This window comes from Paenibacillus sp. JNUCC-31 (assembly GCF_014844075.1).
Lineage (GTDB): Bacteria > Bacillota > Bacilli > Paenibacillales > Paenibacillaceae > Paenibacillus.
On the sequence record NZ_CP062165.1, the window covers coordinates 3491244 to 3511533 of the forward strand.

Here is a 20290-nt window from a genome sequence, read left to right on the forward strand (position 1 = left end):
ATTATTATAATACAAACGTGTTAAATTGTATTTAATACATTTGTATTATAAAGGGAGTGGATTCTTTGATTGCCTATTTTATCATTGGATGTGAGATTGCTTTCTGGATATTTGTTGCCGCAGGTCTGAGTGTGCGTTATCTGCTTGGGATGAAACGAACAGGTATTGCATTGTTAATGGCAACGCCAATTGTAGATGTTCTATTATTGGTTGCTACGGTAATGGATCTTCAACGTGGGACTACGGCAAGTATGGTTCATGGCATTGCAGCTATATATATAGGTGTGAGTATTGCCTATGGTCATCAGATGATCGCTTGGGCTGATCGTTATTTCTTGTACTGGTTCAAGGGTGGAGATAATCCTCGGAGCAGCAAGGTGTACGGCAGTGAGCATGCTAGTCGTGAGAGAATGGGATGGCTTAGACATCTATTGGCGTGGAGTATAGGTAGCTTGTTTCTGCTCGTGATGATCTGGTGGATTGGTGATGCGGAGCGTACTGCGGCATTCACTAATCTCATAAGGGTATGGGGAATCATACTTGGGATCGATTTTATAATCAGCTTCAGTTATAGCTTATGGCCTCGAAAGATGCCTGTGAACAAAGGGAAGTAACATATAACTGGATAAGGTGGTAGAACGTGCGGATTATCCGTGAGAGAAAGGTGATCCGCATAGATATAATTTATTGAAAAAAAAGCTTGCAATCGAAATCTGTACATGGTATATTCTAATTCCGGCCAAGAAAACATGAGAAACACGGTGCGGCAAGCAAATCAAATAAGCTTCGAAAGAAACTTTAAAAAAAGAGCTTGCAAAGTTGGTTCGGGAATGATATGATATAAAAGTTGCTGAGGAGAACAAAACTTGGTAGCGAAATGAGTTTGATCTTTGAAAACTGAACAACGAGTGAGTAACGATCTTGCTTGCAAGATCGACGCTGAGAAATCGGTACACGTCTTCGGATTGTATCGTTTCGAAGCACAAATGAGATTTTTAATCTCGTCAGATTCAAAATGAGCTTATCGCTCTTTTCAATACTTTATTGGAGAGTTTGATCCTGGCTCAGGACGAACGCTGGCGGCATGCCTAATACATGCAAGTCGAGCGGACCATCTGAGAAGCTTGCTTCTCAGATGGTTAGCGGCGGACGGGTGAGTAACACGTAGGCAACCTGCCCTCAAGTTTGGGACAACTACCGGAAACGGTAGCTAATACCGAATAGTTGTTTTCTTCGCCTGAAGGAAACTGGAAAGACGGAGCAATCTGTCACTTGGGGATGGGCCTGCGGCGCATTAGCTAGTTGGTGGGGTAACGGCTCACCAAGGCGACGATGCGTAGCCGACCTGAGAGGGTGATCGGCCACACTGGGACTGAGACACGGCCCAGACTCCTACGGGAGGCAGCAGTAGGGAATCTTCCGCAATGGGCGAAAGCCTGACGGAGCAATGCCGCGTGAGTGATGAAGGTTTTCGGATCGTAAAGCTCTGTTGCCAGGGAAGAACGCTTGGGAGAGTAACTGCTCTCAAGGTGACGGTACCTGAGAAGAAAGCCCCGGCTAACTACGTGCCAGCAGCCGCGGTAATACGTAGGGGCAAGCGTTGTCCGGAATTATTGGGCGTAAAGCGCGCGCAGGCGGTCATTTAAGTCTGGTGTTTAATCCGGGGCTCAACCCCGGATCGCACTGGAAACTGGGTGACTTGAGTGCAGAAGAGGAGAGTGGAATTCCACGTGTAGCGGTGAAATGCGTAGATATGTGGAGGAACACCAGTGGCGAAGGCGACTCTCTGGGCTGTAACTGACGCTGAGGCGCGAAAGCGTGGGGAGCAAACAGGATTAGATACCCTGGTAGTCCACGCCGTAAACGATGAGTGCTAGGTGTTAGGGTTTCGATACCCTTGGTGCCGAAGTTAACACATTAAGCACTCCGCCTGGGGAGTACGGTCGCAAGACTGAAACTCAAAGGAATTGACGGGGACCCGCACAAGCAGTGGAGTATGTGGTTTAATTCGAAGCAACGCGAAAGAACCTTACCAGGTCTTGACATCCCTCTGACCGGTACAGAGATGTACCTTTCCTTCGGGACAGAGGAGACAGGTGGTGCATGGTTGTCGTCAGCTCGTGTCGTGAGATGTTGGGTTAAGTCCCGCAACGAGCGCAACCCTTGATCTTAGTTGCCAGCACTTTCGGGTGGGCACTCTAAGGTGACTGCCGGTGACAAACCGGGAGGTGGGGATGACGTCAAATCATCATGCCCCTTATGACCTGGGCTACACACGTACTACAATGGCCGGTACAACGGGCTGTGAAGCCGCGAGGTGGAACGAATCCTAAAAAGCCGGTCTCAGTTCGGATTGCAGGCTGCAACTCGCCTGCATGAAGTCGGAATTGCTAGTAATCGCGGATCAGCATGCCGCGGTGAATACGTTCCCGGGTCTTGTACACACCGCCCGTCACACCACGAGAGTTTATAACACCCGAAGTCGGTGGGGTAACCGCAAGGAGCCAGCCGCCGAAGGTGGGATAGATGATTGGGGTGAAGTCGTAACAAGGTAGCCGTATCGGAAGGTGCGGCTGGATCACCTCCTTTCTATGGAGAATCGTTTCCCGTAGCGGAAACATTCAAATACAAGTCTTCAGGAAGCATGCTTCCGAAGCGAGCTTTACTTCGTAAAGCTTTTCACTCACTCGTTGCTCAGTTTTGAGAGCTCAAACTCTCAAACAGCTTGCTTTTGCATGGAGCTTGTTCTTTGAAAACTAGATATCGAAACGAAAAATGCGAATTAGAACATTCCTTTTTAGCTGAACTTGTGTAAACAAGTTTCAATAAAACGGTAGATTGCATGAGCGAGTGATCGAAATGGAGCGAATTTTGGCTTTGGACGTAGTCCAAAACAAGTGGAGCGACAGCTCGAACACGAGCGATATGGTTAAGCTACTAAGAGCACACGGAGGATGCCTAGGCGCTAGGAGCCGATGAAGGACGTGGCGAACAACGAAACTGCCTCGGGGAGCTGTAAGCAAGCTTTGATCCGGGGGTGTCCGAATGGGGAAACCCAGCTGGGGTAATATCCAGTTACTCACAACTGAATACATAGGTTGTGTAGAGGCATACCAGGGGAACTGAAACATCTAAGTACCCTGAGGAAGAGAAAACAATAGTGATTCCGTCAGTAGCGGCGAGCGAACGCGGAGAAGCCCAAACCAGAGAGCTTGCTCTCTGGGGTTGTGGGACGTCTCACATGGAGTTACAAAGGAGCCGGTTAAACGAAGAGGTCTGGAAAGGCCCGCCAAAGAAGGTAAAAGCCCTGTAGTTGAAAGTCTGCTCCCTCCGAGACGGATCCCGAGTAGTGCGGGGCACGTGAAACCCCGTATGAATCCGGCAGGACCATCTGCCAAGGCTAAATACTTCCTAGCGACCGATAGTGAAGCAGTACCGTGAGGGAAAGGTGAAAAGCACCCCGGAAGGGGAGTGAAATAGAACCTGAAACCGTGTGCTTACAAAAAGTCAGAGCCCGTTTTAGGGGTGATGGCGTGCCTTTTGTAGAATGAACCGGCGAGTTACGTTCCCGTGCAAGGTTAAGGTGAAGAGCCGGAGCCGCAGCGAAAGCGAGTCTGAATAGGGCGAATGAGTACGTGGACGTAGACCCGAAACCGGGTGATCTACCCCTGTCCAGGGTGAAGGTGCGGTAACACGCACTGGAGGCCCGAACCCACGCACGTTGAAAAGTGCGGGGATGAGGTGGGGGTAGCGGAGAAATTCCAATCGAACTCGGAGATAGCTGGTTCTCCCCGAAATAGCTTTAGGGCTAGCCTCGGAAAACAGAGTCGTGGAGGTAGAGCACTGATTGGGTGCGGGGCCCGCAAGGGTTACCAAGCTCAGTCAAACTCCGAATGCCATAGACTTACTTCCGGGAGTCAGACAGTGAGTGCTAAGATCCATTGTCAAAAGGGAAACAGCCCAGACCATCAGCTAAGGTCCCCAAGTGTGTGTTAAGTGGGAAAGGATGTGGAGTTGCACAGACAACCAGGATGTTGGCTTAGAAGCAGCCACCATTGAAAGAGTGCGTAATAGCTCACTGGTCGAGTGACTCTGCGCCGAAAATGTAACGGGGCTAAACACACCACCGAAGCTATGGCTTGGATCGACTTCACTGCTTCTTTGAGGCGGTGTTTACCACAAGGACATTTTTGTCTGACAAGAGATGATATCTTGGATGACCAAATGCTTCTCAGGGGATAAACACAGGACTTCGAAGCTGGAGTGAAGTCGATCCAGGGGTAGGGGAGCGTTGTATAAGGGTTGAAGGTGTACCGTAAGGAGCGCTGGACATTATACAAGTGAGAATGCCGGTATGAGTAACGAAAAGATCAGTGAGAATCTGATCCGCCGAAAGCCTAAGGGTTCCTGAGGAAGGCTCGTCCGCTCAGGGTAAGTCGGGACCTAAGGCGAGGCCGAAAGGCGTAGTCGAAGGACAACAGGTCGAAATTCCTGTACCACCGTAAGCCGTTATGAGCAATGGGGGGACGCAGCAGGGTAGTGACGCGGACTGATGGATGTCCGTCTAAGCAGTGAGGCTGATGTGTAGGCAAATCCGCACATCGTAAGGCTGGACTGTGATGGGGAGCGAAAATTATAGTAGCGAAGGTCATGATCTCACACTGCCAAGAAAAGCCTCTAGCCAGGTGATGGTGCCCGTACCGCAAACCGACACAGGTAGGCGAGAAGAGAATTCTAAGGCGCGCGGAAGAACTCTCGTTAAGGAACTCGGCAAAATGACCCCGTAACTTCGGGAGAAGGGGTGCCCCGGTAGTGTGAATAGCACGAGGGGGCCGCAGTGAAAAGGCCCAAGCGACTGTTTAGCAAAAACACAGGTCTGTGCGAAGCCGTAAGGCGAAGTATACGGGCTGACGCCTGCCCGGTGCTGGAAGGTTAAGGGGAGCGGTTAGGAGCAATCCGAAGCTGTGAACCGAAGCCCCAGTAAACGGCGGCCGTAACTATAACGGTCCTAAGGTAGCGAAATTCCTTGTCAGGTAAATTCTGACCCGCACGAATGGCGTAACGACTTGGGCGCTGTCTCAACGAGAGATCCGGTGAAATTTTAATACCTGTGAAGATGCAGGTTACCCGCGACAAGACGGAAAGACCCCATGGAGCTTTACTGCAGCTTGATATTGAATTTGGGTACGATCTGTACAGGATAGGTGGGAGCCTTTGAAACGTGAGCGCCAGCTTGCGTGGAGGCACCGTTGGGATACCACCCTGATCGTATCTAGGTTCTAACCTGGTACCGTAATCCGGTGCGGGGACAGTGTCAGGTGGGCAGTTTGACTGGGGCGGTCGCCTCCTAAAGAGTAACGGAGGCGCCCAAAGGTTCCCTCAGAATGGTTGGAAATCATTCGAAGAGTGCAAAGGCATAAGGGAGCTTGACTGCGAGACCTACAAGTCGAGCAGGGACGAAAGTCGGGCTTAGTGATCCGGTGGTACCGCATGGAAGGGCCATCGCTCAACGGATAAAAGCTACCCTGGGGATAACAGGCTTATCTCCCCCAAGAGTCCACATCGACGGGGAGGTTTGGCACCTCGATGTCGGCTCATCGCATCCTGGGGCTGAAGTAGGTCCCAAGGGTTGGGCTGTTCGCCCATTAAAGCGGTACGCGAGCTGGGTTCAGAACGTCGTGAGACAGTTCGGTCCCTATCTGTCGTGGGCGTAGGAAATTTGAGAGGAGCTGTCCTTAGTACGAGAGGACCGGGATGGACGTACCGCTGGTGTACCAGTTGTTCCGCCAGGAGCACCGCTGGGTAGCTATGTACGGAAGGGATAAGCGCTGAAAGCATCTAAGCGTGAAGCCCCCCTCAAGATGAGATTTCCCAGTATGTAAGACCCCTTGAAGACGACGAGGTAGATAGGCTGGGGGTGGAAGTGCAGCAATGCATGGAGCTGACCAGTACTAATCGGTCGAGGGCTTATCCAAATATGCAGGTTGTAATCGCAAGTTTCGTTTCGGATCTAGTTTTCAGAGAATAAACTCTGAAATGAAAATAGGTACATCACAGAATGTGTGTATGATTTTCAGTTCCATAATGGATTTCAAGAAGCTATGCTTCGACAAATCGCGTTTGGTGGCGATGGCGGAGGGGTTCCACACGTACCCATCCCGAACACGACCGTTAAGCCCTCTAGCGCCGATGGTACTTGGACCGCAGGGTCCTGGGAGAGTAGGACGCCGCCAAGCAAAGAACCACTGCCGATGTTATTCGGTGGTGGTTTTTATTTGTTTATAAGGAAGTATAGATAACTTTGAATACAGTGTTTTAACTGAATTACCATAGATAAACACCACCTCAAACGGGTGGTGATTTTGATATATACAAGGAACTTGTCCGCTCATGAAATACAGTTGTATTCATCAGACAACACACCTGATATAACCAGGGACTTTCCCTTGACAGTCTAAATAACGCTTTGCTAAGATGGCAATAATAAATTTTTCAGAAAACGTATTTTCGGCATAAAATACAGCCTGGGATCTTCGGGTTTTGGACCGTAAAGCTGAGCAAACATAAGGAGGAACACCCGCGTGTGGGAAGATAAATTTGGTAAGGAAGGTTTTACCTTCGACGATGTACTGCTGGTGCCACGGAAATCCGAGACACTGCCTAAAGAAGTGGACGTATCTGTTCGTTTGAGTGACAGCGTAAAACTGAATATCCCTTTGATCAGTGCCGGTATGGATACTGTTACCGAAGCGACATTGGCTATTGCGATTGCTCGTGAAGGCGGTATTGGTATCATCCATAAAAATATGTCTGTTGAGCAGCAAGCGGAAGAAGTGGATCGGGTTAAGCGTTCAGAGAGTGGCGTTATTACCAATCCGTTCTCATTGACAGCGGAACATTTGGTGTCTGATGCTGAATCCGTTATGGCGAAGTATCGCATTTCCGGTGTGCCAATTGTTGATGGAGACCAGAAGCTAGTAGGTATCCTGACCAATCGTGACTTGCGTTTCATCCACGACTTCTCCATAAAAATCAGCGAAGTCATGACTCGTGAGAATTTGGTTACTGCGCCTGTAGGGACTACATTGCAAGAAGCAGAAGGCATCCTGCAAAAGCATAAAATCGAGAAGCTTCCATTAGTAGATGAGTCCAACACATTGAAAGGTCTCATTACCATTAAAGATATCGAAAAAGCAATTCAATTCCCTAACGCAGCCAAAGATGCACAAGGACGTTTGTTGGTTGGTGCAGCGATTGGTATTTCCAAAGATACCTTCGAACGTGCTGATGCTTTGGTCCAAGCTGGCGTTGATCTGATTACGGTAGACTCGGCACACGGACATCACATTAACATCATTGATGCGGTTCGTCAGCTGCGTGAGCGTTTCCCGAACCTGACGATTGTTGCAGGTAACGTTGCTACAGGCGACGCAACCCGTGAACTGATCGAAGCAGGGGCATCGGTTGTCAAAGTAGGAATTGGTCCAGGTTCTATCTGTACAACTCGTGTAATTGCTGGTATCGGTGTTCCCCAAGTAACAGCAGTATATGATTGTGCAAATGTTGCACGTGAATATGGTGTACCAATCATTGCTGATGGTGGCATCAAGTACTCTGGTGAAATTACCAAGGCTCTTGCTGCAGGCGCGCATGCAGTTATGCTGGGAAGCTTGTTTGCAGGTACGGCAGAAAGCCCGGGAGAAACGGAAATCTTCCAAGGACGTAGCTACAAAGTGTACCGCGGTATGGGTTCGATGGCGGCGATGAAACAAGGAAGTAAAGATCGTTACTTCCAGGATGATGACAAGAAACTGGTTCCGGAAGGAATTGAGGGTCGTGTTGCATACAAAGGGCCATTATCTGATACTATTCACCAGTTGATTGGTGGTCTGCGTTCAGGTATGGGATACTGCGGTACAAGCAATTTGGAGCAGCTTCGTAACAACACACAGTTTATTCGTATTACAGGTGCGGGACTTCGTGAAAGTCATCCGCATGATGTACAGATTACGAAAGAAGCCCCTAACTACTCGTTGTAATCTGAATTGTGTAAATAATTTCCAGGACAGGCTGGGCGATTTTCGCCAGGCCTGTCTTTTTTTGCGGATACCCCTGTGATAGAATAGAACAAGCGGTAATGATCCTTTAATGGATTAGGGCGTTGCGGCGGTTTTTTGACGTGAATCTATGAAAACTGCTAATGACAATCCGTTTTACCTTACAGAAAAGGTTGCCCAGCTAAAAAAGAAGCGCGGACGTCCTTTTACATAAGCATTCTACACAATGCTAATTAAGTGACAATCGATATTGAACTTCAGGAGCAATGTTATTGCTCTTTCGATAAAGCGCATATATTTCACATCTCACATATCATTTCCACACTTGTTAGGGAAGACGAAAATATAAATATTGCAGCTCAAGCTGCACTGAAGCTTAGTATAGAAAGCTTCGGACCGAAGGGAGTATTATCATTGAAAGCAAAACAAATGAATAAGAAAAAGCGTCAAATGCTCAAAAAAAGTGTAGCCTCGGTTATGCTGATCAATATGCTCTGCATGTCTGCAGTAATGCCGGTTATGGCTGCTGCTAACGACTCCGGCCAGGTACTGACTGCTGCGGCTACAACAAAAAAGGCTGAAAAAGCCGTGGACATTCCTTCAGTGGACTCACTGGGACTCGAGGTTAAGTCAGCTGTGCTCATGGAGGCATCAACGGGACAGATTCTGCTCAATGTTAATGCAGATAAAGCTATGCCGCCTGCCAGCATGACCAAAATGATGACCGAGTATATTGTGGCTGAACAGGTTAAACAGGGGAAATTAAGCTGGGACGATGTCGTTACAGTCAAAAAGAACGCAGCAGAAAGTGAGGGCTCACGTATTTTCCTCGCAGAAGGAGATCAGCATACGGTCAAGGAGCTATACATTGCCATGGCTGTAGGATCAGCCAACGATGCCACGGTTGCTTTGGCTGAATATGTTGCAGGCTCTGAGCAAGCTTTTGTGAAAATGATGAATGATGAAGCAAAGCGTATGGGAATGAAAGATAGCTACTTCATTAACTCCACAGGTCTGGATCGGGCAGATATGCCTGCAGAATTCCGTCCAGCTGAAGATAAAGAAATCGTTATGTCAGCACGAGATGCAGCCATTTTGTGCAGATATATCATCATGGATCACCCGGACTACAAAGATTTTACTACAATTCAGTCCTACAAATTCCGTCCCAATGATAAGGCTCCAATTATTAACTATAACTGGATGCTGGAAGCGAATAAAAATATAACCAACTTCAAAAGCTATGCCTATGAAGGTCTGGACGGGATGAAAACAGGTCACACCACGAACGCAGGGAATAACTTTACAGGTACTGCTGAACGTAATGGCATGCGTCTGATCAGTGTGGTTATGGGTACCGATTCGGAGTCTGCGCGTTTCAGAGAAACGAAGAAAGTATTGGACTTTGGGTTCAATAATTTTGAAGTGAAACAGGCGGTTGCCGCCAAGACCAAAGTCACAGGCTGGGAAAATGTACCTTTGAAAAAAGGGAAGGAAACCACAGTGCCTGTGGTCACTGACAATGCAGTGAGTTTTGTTGTACCCAAGGGTACTCAAAACCTGAACGTGACTTTTAGAGCCAATGTAACTGCAGTGGATAAGCTGGTTGCTCCAATCAAGGCTGGGACCAAAGTGGGTACGGTTACTTATACGTATAAAGCCGAGGGAATTGAACCTCAGGAGAAAACCGTTAACCTTATCACCGCAGAAGAAGCAGAAAAAGGTGGTTGGTTCCGTCTTTTCTTCCGTGCAGTCAAAGACTTTTTCGTTGATCTGTTTGACGGTATCAAAAACCTGTTTTAATAGGCAAGAGACCAAAAGTGGTCAGAGTATTATGATACTCTTAATATAGTTGGGTTAGATCACTGACAAAATACAAGTAATTCCGACCGAGTGGATTGTATATTTACAATTTTTCCGGTAAAATATCAAGTTAGAATTCTACGTATGATTCAGTTAAATAGTTTATTGTTCTCCGGCCTGGCAAGGCAGGTTATTCACCTTTTCAGAGATGAGAACGACACATACATTACGGGGGGATAGGAAGATGGAAACGGGAACATCGCGCGTTAAAAGAGGTATGGCTGAAATGCAAAAAGGCGGCGTCATTATGGACGTTATGAATGCCGAGCAAGCTAAAATTGCTGAAGCAGCAGGTGCAACAGCAGTTATGGCTCTGGAGCGTGTTCCTTCTGATATTCGTGCAGCAGGTGGAGTAGCCCGTATGGCTGATCCAACCATTGTCGAAGAAGTGATGAAAGTTGTAACCATTCCCGTTATGGCCAAAGCACGGATCGGACATTATGTTGAAGCCAAGGTATTGGAATCCCTGGGCGTGGATTACCTGGATGAGAGTGAAGTGCTGACTCCTGCCGATGAAGTGTTCCATATTGACAAGCATGAGTTCACTGTACCGTTTGTATGTGGTGCCAAAGATTTGGGTGAAGCATTGCGCCGGATTGGCGAAGGAGCTTCCATGATTCGTACGAAAGGTGAGCCGGGAACAGGAAACATTGTTGAAGCGGTTCGTCATATGCGTTTTATTAACAGCCAAATTCGTAAAGTTGCCAATATGTCCAAAGACGAATTGTATGCTGAAGCGAAAAACCTTGGCGTAGCTTATGAGCTTCTGCTTGATGTACATGAGAACGGCAAGCTGCCTGTAGTAAATTTCGCCGCTGGTGGCGTGGCTACTCCTGCTGATGCTGCACTTATGATGCACCTGGGCGCTGATGGCGTATTTGTAGGTTCAGGGATTTTCAAATCGGACAGCCCTGAGAAATTTGCACGTGCCATTGTAGAAGCGACTACACATTATACGGATTACAAATTAATTGCTGAAGTGTCCAAAAACCTTGGAGCACCGATGAAAGGCATTGAGATTTCCAAACTTTCACCTTCCGAGCGCATGCAGGATCGCGGCTGGTAAGAGAAGGAGACTTGCAAATGAAGATCGGCGTTTTAGCTCTTCAAGGGGCTGTAACTGAGCATATTCGCAGTATCGAACGGGCTGGAGCAGAAGGATTGGCGATCAAACAGGTCCAGCAGCTAGAGGAACTGGATGGTCTGATCCTTCCAGGCGGCGAGAGTACCACGATTGGCAAACTGATGCGTAAATATGGCTTCATGGATGCTATTCGTGCATTCGCTGCTGAGGGTAAACCGGTATTCGGTACCTGTGCTGGTTTGATCGTTATGGCTAAGCATATCGCAGGACAAGAGGATGCTCATCTGGAGCTGATGGATATGACCGTATCCAGAAATGCATTTGGACGGCAAAGAGAAAGCTTTGAAACGGATCTCCCGGTAAAAGGTATCGAGGAAATGGTTAGGGCTGTATTCATTCGAGCACCCCTAATCGAAAGTGTAGGGGACGATGTAGAGGTTCTTTCCACTTACAAGGATGAGATCGTTACTGCTCGCCAGGGGCATTTGCTGGCTTGCTCCTATCATCCTGAATTGACAGATGATTATCGACTGCATGCTTACTTTGTAGACATGGCCAGGTCGTATAAACAGTCTGTATAGAACCAATCGTGATTGATATACAACCTATGATCTGCCGGTGAACCGGATCAGTCCTCCAGAGGCTCACAGGCTTACTGGGTTGGGCTATCCGGTCGGATACCTGATGTTGCCCGTATCTGCTTCCAAAGCGGGAATCGCAGCGTAGGGTACCACCGGAGCTTCATAGGTTATTTTTTTACCATTGAGGAATGATGAAGGAATACGAACCTGCAAAGGTATTGGGTTGTTTTAATAAGAACGTTTCACTTTGTGGTGTTATTTAGGAGGGGTATGTAGTGCTTGATGTGAAAATATTGCGGAATGAGTACGCACGTGTTGAAGAAGCGTTGACGAAACGTGGCAAATCGCTGGATTTAATCACTGGATTCTCGGAAATGGATGCCAAACGTCGGGAATTGCTTCAAGAGAGTGAAAATCTGAAAAATCGCCGGAATACTGTGTCCGGGGAAGTCGCGAAACTTAAAAAGAGTGGAGAAAATGCGGACGAGCTGATCGTTGAGATGCGTGAAGTTTCGGATCGGATCAAAGCAATGGACGAAGAAGTTCGCGAGCTGGAAGTGAAGATTAATGATCTGACCATGGCAATTCCGAACATCCCTAATGAGAGTGTACCTGTTGGTGCTTCCGAAGAAGATAATGTGGAGATTCGTCGTTGGGAGGAGCCCAAGTCATTTTCATTTACACCAAAAGCACACTGGGAAATCGCACAAGATCTCGATATTCTTGATTTTGAAGCGGCTGCCAAAGTAACAGGTTCCCGTTTTACGTTCTATAAAGGATTGGGCGCACGTCTGGAACGTGCCTTGATCAACTTTATGATGGATCTGCACAGCGATCAGCATGGGTATGAAGAGATTCTGCCTCCGTATATCGTTAACCGTGACAGCTTGTTTGGTACAGGTCAATTGCCTAAATTCGAGGAGGATCTGTTTAAGCTGAAAGATACAGAGTATTATCTGATTCCCACGGCTGAAGTTCCGGTAACGAACTATCATCGCGAAGAGATTCTCAATGCCGATCAACTGCCTAAACATTTTGTGGCGTACAGCTCTTGTTTCAGATCCGAAGCTGGTTCTGCTGGACGGGATACACGTGGTTTGATCCGTCAACACCAGTTCAATAAGGTGGAATTGTTGAAACTGTCTTCTCCTGAAACTTCGTATGAGGAATTGGAGAACATGACACAAAATGCGGAACGTGTTCTTCAGCTACTGGGTCTACCTTACCGTGTTTTGACGTTGTGTACAGCAGATATGGGCTTCACGTCTGCAAAAACGTATGATATTGAGGTCTGGTTGCCTGAAAGCAATACGTATCGTGAAATTTCGTCTTGCTCCAACTGTGAGGATTTCCAAGCACGCCGGGCTAATATCCGTTTCCGCAGAGAACCCAAATCCAAACCAGAATTTGTTCATACGTTGAATGGTTCAGGACTGGCAGTAGGACGAACTGTTGCAGCTATACTGGAGAACTACCAACAAGAAGATGGAACCGTAGTGATTCCTGAAGCACTGCGTTCTTACATGGGCGGAGTAAGTGTGATTACGCGTCGCTCCTAAGAGAAATGAATGAAAAAAAACGTCTCCTGACAAATGGAAGAGCAGAACGTTCCGTTTGGACAAGGAGACGTTTTTTTCAGTTACCACAATAAGCAGCATTTTTTTTAGATGAAAGAATTTTAAAATGATATAAAGGGTTGCTTTTTGGTATATAATTATGGTATGATCATTTTCGTGGCAAGTTTATAAAAGTTAATATCCTGGAGAGGTACCGAAGCGGTCATAACGGGGCGGTCTTGAAAACCGTTAGGGTGCAAGCCCACGTGGGTTCGAATCCCACCCTCTCCGCCATACTACAATAATGATAAGGATTCGAGCGATAAGCTCGGGTCCTTTTTTGCATTTTTACAGTTGAGACATATTCGAATACAACGTTGGCTACATGATGCATAAAAATAACTGAATCGCCGCACTTTATAGGAGTGGAGGTGGTAAGATGAACCGCGAATTAAACATAGATCAGACGGAGCTTGTAGGTGCTTGGCAAGAGAGATTGCCTGAAGTGTTAAATGTCGGAGATCGGGCTCAGGTAATGGCAGACGAGGCTGATCAGCAGGCTATTCGAATTCACATTGCAACAGCCGGACACCAAATGTATTCTTTTGATTTCAAGTGTGCTTATGTGGACTCTCGTGAAGTCAGTGTGCAACTGATTGATGTGGAACGGGATGGACAAACGACAGATGAGCGTACAGAACCGATTCAGGAATTGGCTCAGGATTATACAAGGCACATTCATGAATGCGCCCAGTCGTTACAATCCAAAACAAGACAATAGGTTAATGTCAAAGGAGTGGTTATAAGTGAGCAAAGCAAAAGACGGAACAGACAAAAACCTGCAAAATGTAGTCGCTGATCTGGGTCAGACAGCTGTGAATAGTCATCATGCGCAGCAGATTCAGCAGGATGCGAATGATCGTCGACATCAGGATTCCCTGAATCACGATAAAACGGAAGATATGGATCCATCCCATTCCTAAATCCAATGAAGAGGGGGGAACGACATGAGCAAACCCAAATCAACACCTGTGCCTGAAGCTCAGGCCGCTGAACAGCATCGAAAGCCTGAGAAGCATTCTTCCATGCAGGAACCATTGTCAGGCTCCAAAAAGGTGAAAAACCAGAACCATGTGGATCATAACAATCCTCAAGGGTAACCTGAAAAAGATACAATCCCTTTGCACATATAACATGCATAACCATAACCATAACCAACAACTCCGGTTAACAAACCGGGGTTTTTGCGCGTTCATACATTATTTAAAGGTGGACTCCATTGATTTTTCATGCTTACATAGGTCTTTGTAGCCAATTTAGAGAGCAAAGATCACAAATTTCCCAAATCGTGTTTCCGTTTCAGAATAAATGGTATATCATTGATGTTGAACTATTTTTTTGGGGTTATCACGAGAGGAGAGAAACAAATGACTAAACGTATGGGGGCGCTTCTTCTTACGTTGCTGTTAACCGTATCTTTGGCACTGACAGCATGTAGCAGCAAGCAAGAACCAAAAGAGGCATTGAAGACGGCGGCAGCCAATGCTTCCAAACTGACTTCGTATGAGATGAGTTCCAATTTCACAATTAATGAATTGAGCTATAAACCTGCAGACGAATCGCAACAGGATCCAACGATGTCTCAGTTTATGAACATGCTGAAGGATGCCCAGTTGAATGTAACTGGTGTATACCAAAACGAGCCAATGCAAACCGAAATGACGGTAGGCATTGAACTCAAGGGTGATATGGGGATGACATTTAATATTCCAATGGTTATGACCGCTGAGAAATTATATGTTAAGGTACCGAGTATTCCATTCTTCCCAATCCCAGAAACGGTTGTTGGTAAGTTCCTGGAGCTGGATCTGAAAGAACTGGCTGAACAAGAAGGAACTGAATGGAACCCGGATGCTATGGATGCAGCGAAGACACAAAAGCTGAGCAATGAAGTCATGGATGCTGTTCTGGGCGAGTATGATCAGGATAAATTCTTTAAAAACCTGGATGTGAAGGATGCACAGCTTCCTGAAGGTGTGGATGCCAAACAGGTGGTACAATTTTCGGTCAACAATGACAATGTGAAAGAAGCAGTTACTGTTCTGGTAACCAAAGCATTGCCAAAAGTGCTGGATATTATCTCTAAAGAAGAATATCGTGACATGTTGCAAATGAGTCAGGAAGATATCAATCAAGCCAAAGAGGATCTGAAGATCTCTGAAGCGGATCAAGCTGAAATGGCTAAGGATCTCGACAAACTGAAAGACACCCTGACCATTAATCAGTTCCACATTGATTTCGCATTGGATAAAAAGGACTTCCCGGTATATCAAAAAATGGTTGCTGATATGTTGATCAAACAACCGGATACCAAAGATGAAATTAAACTTGCATTCACGGGTTCGAACACATACACCAAAATTAACGAGAAGCCAGCTTTCAAAATCAATATCCCTACTGGTGAAAACGTAATTACAATGGATAAGTTTGAAGAACTGATGAACGCATCTTACGGATACTAAGTTCTCCGATTCATTAGTTAAATCAAAGAGCCGCTCGACCTTAGGGTTGAGCGGCTCTTTGTATGTTGTTCCACAGTCTGTTCAATTACTGTTCATTTACTGCAAAGATTCTCCCAAGTCCTTGGCCAGCACAGCGTATATCTGATGATCCTGATACTCTCCATTAATCTTGAGGTATTTACGAGCGATACCCTCCGCTTGGAACCCGTTTTTCTCCAGAACGCGTTTCGAACCCGTATTGGATAACAGGATGGCTGCCTGAACACGATTTAACTTTAAAGCACGGAAAGCGTAGGATACAGCAAGCTTGACGGCTGCAGTCATCCGTCCACCGCCCTGATAGTCTGGATGTATAAAGTACCCCATGTCTGTATAATTGGCCACGCCATGAACGACATTATTCAGGCTAACCTGGCCAATCAGAAGACCATCATCGATAGTGAAAATCCCGAATTGATAACCGGTTCCATCCTCGGCTGCCTGCATTCTATCCTGAATACGTCTGGTTTGCGCATGAAGCGTGTAGAACTCATCATCCCGAATAGGTTCTACGGACTGATAGGGAAGGCGAGTGGTTTGAATAAGAGCAAGATACGCTTCCGTATCTTGTGAAGTAAGTAACCTAAGACTTATTCCTTTGGGTGTATCATATAGTGTGAGCGGCATGAATGCATCCCTTTCTTAATGGGTGTTAAGGTTTATTTTTTTCGTAAACGCCGGAAGAATTGAGTCAGCATACTGGAGCACTCCAGTTGCAGAATATCAGCAACGACTTCGGTTCGGTGATTAAAACGAGGTTCCTGCAGCAGATTCATTAATGTTCCTGCACAGCCAGCCTTGGGATCAGCTGTACCATATATAACAATAGGCACTCTAGATTGCACAATGGCACCTGCACACATGGGGCAGGGCTCCAAAGTGACGTACAAACTGCAATCCAACAATCGCCATGCCCCGATCGCTTCACTGGCCTGCCGAATGGCAACCATTTCAGCATGAGCTGTGGAATCGAGTGTCGTCTCACGCAGATTATATCCACGACCAATAATGCGATTATGTTGAACAATTACTGCCCCAATGGGTACTTCCCCAAGAGCTTCGGCTTTGTGTGCCTCGGCGATCGCTTCTCGCATCCAGTATTCGTGTTGAGACTGTACCGGGAGATGCGAAAGATCAGGGTGGAGAGCGTCGTCTTTCATTACCATTAAAACTCCTTCCAAAAAGCACTTTTGTACGGCGAACAAACATTCGTTTGTTAACATACTGTGTATAAGTCTGTGGATAAGTGCCGAGTTGCTCACAGAGTTATGAACATACTATCCACATGCCTGTGGATTTGTGTATAGTTTTTAGCGGTTATTCCCATTCTAGGCATCAAAAAGACAAAATACAATTAATTTCTCGCTTTTCAGCCAAGCGGTAACTTTTGGACAAGGGTCAATTATCCTTTTCAAATAGAGATACAACAGTTATGATGGATATAGGTTTTGCCATATATCGCCAAAGGGTACAAGCCGAGAGGTGAACGAAAAAGTTGTCTATTAAAACGAAATTATCCATGATTATGTCGTGCTCAGTGCTCGTCATTTTGGTTCTGAATATAGCTCTGAGTTATTATACTACAGAAGAAAATTTAAGGCAGGACAGCGAGAACAAAATGGTGCTTACGGCCAAGCAAATTGCAATTGCTGTCGAACAAAGCCAATCCAGTTCGGAATATGTAAAACGGCAGATTGGGAACAACCTGTGGCTGGCATCAATCATGGCGGCAGCAGAACTGGACCCGGATATTAATAATATCACAAATGAAGATCTGGTTCGCATGAGCGAAAAGGTTGGGGTCTCCCATATTTCTTTGATGGAGCAGACAGACGATGATATCGTTGTCACACGTTCTTCCGATCCAAGGGAGATCGGATTGTCTACAAAGTCTATGACGTATTGGTATCAGGCATTTAAACAGCTGTTTGAAAAACATCAGGTTACTATATCACAGGGGCAGACATTTGACCATTTTTGGTCGGATGGATTTGAATATTCGACATCAAGTCCGTCAGATATTGATATCTGGGGGTACTATCATGATGGGAAGAGGAATTACATAATTAATCCCTTCTATAATAATGCTGCTGTTGATGACTATGTGAAGATCTCTGGTCCAGACGAGATTCTGAACAAGATTCGTGAAGTTAATTCTTCCATTCTGGAGATCACAGGCATTAATCCACTGACCTTTGGTAGTCCAACAATGAATAATGACGGAAGGGATACAAACCATAGCAAGTTGAACAACAGACCTATTCGTTTCGGTACGTACCAATATGGTGCGGCAGAAGAGGACCATAAGGCAGTCGTACGGGCGATTCGTACAGGACAGAATGTATCTTTTGTCAGTGAAACTCATGATCAGAAAGTTCTTAAAAGTTTCATTCCGATATTCACCCCGAATGAATCGTCCTATGTCATTAGTATTGTCATGGATTATAAGCAAATATCCTCGATGGTGTCGGAACAATTGGTCAGCCATGCCTCCATATCCCTTGTGTTGCTTGAGATCGTGATCTTTGGCAGCTATTTGCTTGCAGGATATATTACTCGCCCCATTCAATTAATTCTGGGCAAAGTGAACGACGTGGCTGACGGACATTTTGATTTCCGTCTGAAAGTGAGAAGGAAAGATGAACTGGGTCAATTAGCGAATCGCATTAATGCCATGATTCGCAATTTGGGTCATTATACGAATCGCTTGAAACAGATGTATGAAGAAAATCGGGCCGTAAAAGAGCATCTGGAATCGATCATTAACCAAACGGCGGATGCCATTCATATTACCGATCTGGATGGGAACGTGCTGCGGGTCAACCGGGCCTTTGAGCAGTTATATGGCTGGCGCAGCCGTGAAGTTGAAGGCCGCCAATTGAAGATTATTCCTCCTGGCTCTGAAGAGGAAATGAAAGTGCAGCATGCTCAGCTGATTGAGGGGATGTCGATTACATCCAATGAGACAACATGGATGAAGAAGGACGGCAGCCGCGTCGAAGTCAGCGTGAGTACAGCACCGGTCAGAGATGAAGCAGGCGAGATTACTGCGCTGATTAGTGTGTCCAGAGACATTACAAGTCGTAACCGAATGGAGGAGCTGCTCAGACGTTCAGAGAAGCTCACGACGGTAGGCCAGCTGGCAGCTGGGGTTGCGCATGAAATACGTAATCCACTCACAACCCTGCGAGGGTTCCTTCAGCTTCAACAGGAAACGAACAAGCTTAATCATCGCCATTTGGATTTGATGTTGTCTGAATTGGATCGAATTAATCTTATTGTGGGTGAATTTTTGATCCTGGCCAAACCGCAGGCGGTTCATTTTCAGGAGCGGGATATTCGCTTCATTCTAGGTGATGTCATATCACTGCTGGACAGCCAGGCACATCTGCATGGTGTGGAATTTGTACTGAGTGCTTCATCCGATTCGGCTATGGTACACTGTGAAGAGAATCAGTTGAAGCAGGTCTTCATCAATTTGCTGAAGAATGGGATGGAGGCCATGCCAGACGGAGGCAATATTCGCATTAAACTCCATCATGATGAAAAGGCGAGTCGGGTGCGGATTGAAATCAAGGATGAAGGAACCGGGATTCCTGAAGAGATGATGCCCAAGCTGGGAGAACCGTTCTTTACGAGCAAGGAATCGGGAACTGGACTTGGCCTGATGGTCAGCCAGCGCATTATTCAATCACATAAGGGCATGATGGATATTAAAAGCGTCATGAACAAGGGAACGACCGTCATTATCGACCTGCCTGCTTCCAAGCAGCAACCGGAGAGTACAGAGGAAGAAAATAAGGCGGAAAACGAACTTACAGACGAAGAGAACTAGATGAGGTGAGATTTCCTTTTGCGTATTAATAAATTTATCAGTGAAACCGGTTATTGTTCCCGTCGTGAAGCCGACAGATTGGTGGAAAGCGGGAAAGTAACGATTAATGGAGTGCAGGCCGAGCTGGGCAGTCAGGCGGAAGATGGCGATGATGTTCGAATTAATGGCCAGCCTATTAAAGAAAAAAGAAAACATGTATACATTGCACTCAATAAACCGGTTGGTATAACCAGTACAACCGAGCGGCATATTCAAGGGAACATTGTTGATTTTGTAGGGCACAAGGAACGAATCTTTCCGATTGGTCGTCTGGATAAGGATTCAGAAGGTTTGATTCTGATGACCAACGATGGTGATATCGTCAATCGAATTCTAAGGGCGGAAGGGCGCCATGAGAAAGAATATATTGTTACCGTAGACCGTGCCGTAACGCCGAGTTTCCTGAAAGGCATGAGTACAGGAGTCAAGATCCTTGGCGAAATGACGCTGCCTTGTACGGTGACTCGGATATCCGAGCGAGTGTTCCGGATAATCTTAACCGAAGGGAAAAACCGTCAAATTCGCCGGATGTGCAGTGCGTTTGGCTACGAGGTTCGAAAGTTGAAGCGGATTCGAATTATGAACATTCATCTTGGCGAACAGGCTACAGGTCATTGGAGAGAACTAACGCCTGCAGAAAAATCGGAATTGGGCGGTCTGTTGGATTATACGCTAGAATAAAAGATGGCTATCAAAGCGCTGCTCTCCTCTAAG

At 46.5% G+C, this 20290-nt stretch carries 14 protein-coding genes, 1 tRNA gene and 3 rRNA genes; 16 read left to right on the plus strand and 2 right to left on the minus strand.

The genetic code is table 11. The features are described 5' to 3' along the window. The first annotated feature begins 56 nt into the window (after positions 1–56). The 14 genes from JNUCC31_RS15050 (at position 57) to JNUCC31_RS15115 (ending at position 15663) form a co-directional block, all read left to right on the plus strand. Positions 57–614 (plus strand): hypothetical protein, encoded by a 558-nt coding sequence (locus JNUCC31_RS15050; protein ID WP_323374385.1) that lies wholly within the window; start codon positions 57–59, stop codon positions 612–614. Between the two features lie 427 nt (positions 615–1041). Further along, positions 1042–2589 (plus strand): 16S ribosomal RNA (locus tag JNUCC31_RS15055). Positions 2590–2927: 338 nt separating this feature from the next. Continuing rightward, a 23S ribosomal RNA gene (locus JNUCC31_RS15060) occupies positions 2928–5975 on the plus strand. A 144-nt stretch (positions 5976–6119) separates the two neighbouring features. Further along, positions 6120–6236: ribosomal RNA gene (gene rrf, locus JNUCC31_RS15065) — 5S ribosomal RNA — on the plus strand. The 16S, 23S and 5S rRNA genes sit together here, the layout of an rRNA operon. A gap of 345 nt (positions 6237–6581) precedes the next feature. Further along, entirely contained in the window at positions 6582–8039 is a 1458-nt protein-coding gene (guaB, locus tag JNUCC31_RS15070) for an IMP dehydrogenase (protein ID WP_192272285.1), read from the plus strand. A 432-nt stretch (positions 8040–8471) separates the two neighbouring features. Beyond that, a complete protein-coding gene (locus JNUCC31_RS15075; RefSeq protein ID WP_416234416.1) occupies positions 8472–9860 on the plus strand; it encodes a D-alanyl-D-alanine carboxypeptidase family protein in 1389 nt (462 codons plus the stop codon). A gap of 244 nt (positions 9861–10104) precedes the next feature. Then, the gene (gene pdxS / locus JNUCC31_RS15080) at positions 10105–10986 is read left to right on the plus strand and encodes a pyridoxal 5'-phosphate synthase lyase subunit PdxS (RefSeq protein WP_192272286.1); all 882 of its coding nucleotides are present in this window, start codon (positions 10105–10107) and stop codon (positions 10984–10986) included. Positions 10987–11003: 17 nt separating this feature from the next. After that, on the plus strand, positions 11004–11585 hold the full coding sequence (gene pdxT / locus JNUCC31_RS15085; protein WP_192272288.1) for a pyridoxal 5'-phosphate synthase glutaminase subunit PdxT: 582 nt from the start codon (positions 11004–11006) through the stop codon (positions 11583–11585). Positions 11586–11860: 275 nt separating this feature from the next. Then, positions 11861–13144: a serine--tRNA ligase gene (gene serS, locus JNUCC31_RS15090; protein WP_192272290.1), complete on the plus strand. Its 1284-nt coding sequence runs from the start codon at positions 11861–11863 to the stop codon at positions 13142–13144. 202 nt (positions 13145–13346) lie between these two features. Further along, a tRNA-Ser gene (locus JNUCC31_RS15095) sits at positions 13347–13435 on the plus strand. A gap of 145 nt (positions 13436–13580) precedes the next feature. Beyond that, complete coding sequence (locus JNUCC31_RS15100; protein WP_062329604.1) at positions 13581–13922, plus strand: hypothetical protein; 342 nt, start codon at positions 13581–13583, stop codon at positions 13920–13922. 25 nt (positions 13923–13947) lie between these two features. Then, positions 13948–14124 (plus strand): hypothetical protein, encoded by a 177-nt coding sequence (locus JNUCC31_RS15105; RefSeq protein ID WP_192272293.1) that lies wholly within the window; start codon positions 13948–13950, stop codon positions 14122–14124. A gap of 24 nt (positions 14125–14148) precedes the next feature. After that, positions 14149–14301 (plus strand): small acid-soluble spore protein P, encoded by a 153-nt coding sequence (locus JNUCC31_RS15110; protein ID WP_192272295.1) that lies wholly within the window; start codon positions 14149–14151, stop codon positions 14299–14301. Positions 14302–14568: 267 nt separating this feature from the next. Continuing rightward, positions 14569–15663: a hypothetical protein gene (locus tag JNUCC31_RS15115; RefSeq protein ID WP_192272297.1), complete on the plus strand. Its 1095-nt coding sequence runs from the start codon at positions 14569–14571 to the stop codon at positions 15661–15663. Between the two features lie 96 nt (positions 15664–15759). Here JNUCC31_RS15115 and JNUCC31_RS15120 read toward each other — a convergent pair whose 3' ends face one another. Both JNUCC31_RS15120 and tadA read right to left on the minus strand, forming a co-directional pair. After that, entirely contained in the window at positions 15760–16329 is a 570-nt protein-coding gene (locus JNUCC31_RS15120) for a GNAT family N-acetyltransferase (RefSeq protein ID WP_192272299.1), read from the minus strand. Between the two features lie 32 nt (positions 16330–16361). Next, positions 16362–16862, minus strand: a complete 501-nt coding sequence (gene tadA / locus JNUCC31_RS15125; RefSeq protein ID WP_192272301.1) for a tRNA adenosine(34) deaminase TadA — start codon at positions 16860–16862, stop codon at positions 16362–16364. A 335-nt stretch (positions 16863–17197) separates the two neighbouring features. Here tadA and JNUCC31_RS15130 point away from each other — a divergent pair, with 335 nt between their 5' ends. Then, the gene (locus JNUCC31_RS15130) at positions 17198–19537 is read left to right on the plus strand and encodes an ATP-binding protein (protein WP_192272303.1); all 2340 of its coding nucleotides are present in this window, start codon (positions 17198–17200) and stop codon (positions 19535–19537) included. Between the two features lie 18 nt (positions 19538–19555). Then, positions 19556–20257 carry a 23S rRNA pseudouridine(2604) synthase RluF gene (gene rluF, locus JNUCC31_RS15135; RefSeq protein ID WP_192272305.1) on the plus strand — a complete coding sequence of 234 codons (702 nt, stop codon included), beginning with the start codon at positions 19556–19558 and terminating at the stop codon, positions 20255–20257. Positions 20258–20290 lie beyond the last annotated feature (33 nt).

Bases quoted from the DNA above. Each gene is read 5' to 3' on its own strand.
- pdxS (WP_192272286.1), top strand. From the start codon at position 10,105: ATGGAAACGGGAACATCGCGCGTTAAAAGAGGTATGGCTGAAATGCAA.
- pdxT (WP_192272288.1), top strand. From the start codon at position 11,004: ATGAAGATCGGCGTTTTAGCTCTTCAAGGGGCTGTAACTGAGCATATT.
- JNUCC31_RS15100 (WP_062329604.1), top strand. From the start codon at position 13,581: ATGAACCGCGAATTAAACATAGATCAGACGGAGCTTGTAGGTGCTTGG.
- JNUCC31_RS15110 (WP_192272295.1), top strand. From the start codon at position 14,149: ATGAGCAAACCCAAATCAACACCTGTGCCTGAAGCTCAGGCCGCTGAA.
- JNUCC31_RS15115 (WP_192272297.1), top strand. From the start codon at position 14,569: ATGACTAAACGTATGGGGGCGCTTCTTCTTACGTTGCTGTTAACCGTA.
- JNUCC31_RS15120 (WP_192272299.1), bottom strand. From the start codon at position 16,329: ATGCCGCTCACACTATATGATACACCCAAAGGAATAAGTCTTAGGTTA.
- tadA (WP_192272301.1), bottom strand. From the start codon at position 16,862: ATGAAAGACGACGCTCTCCACCCTGATCTTTCGCATCTCCCGGTACAG.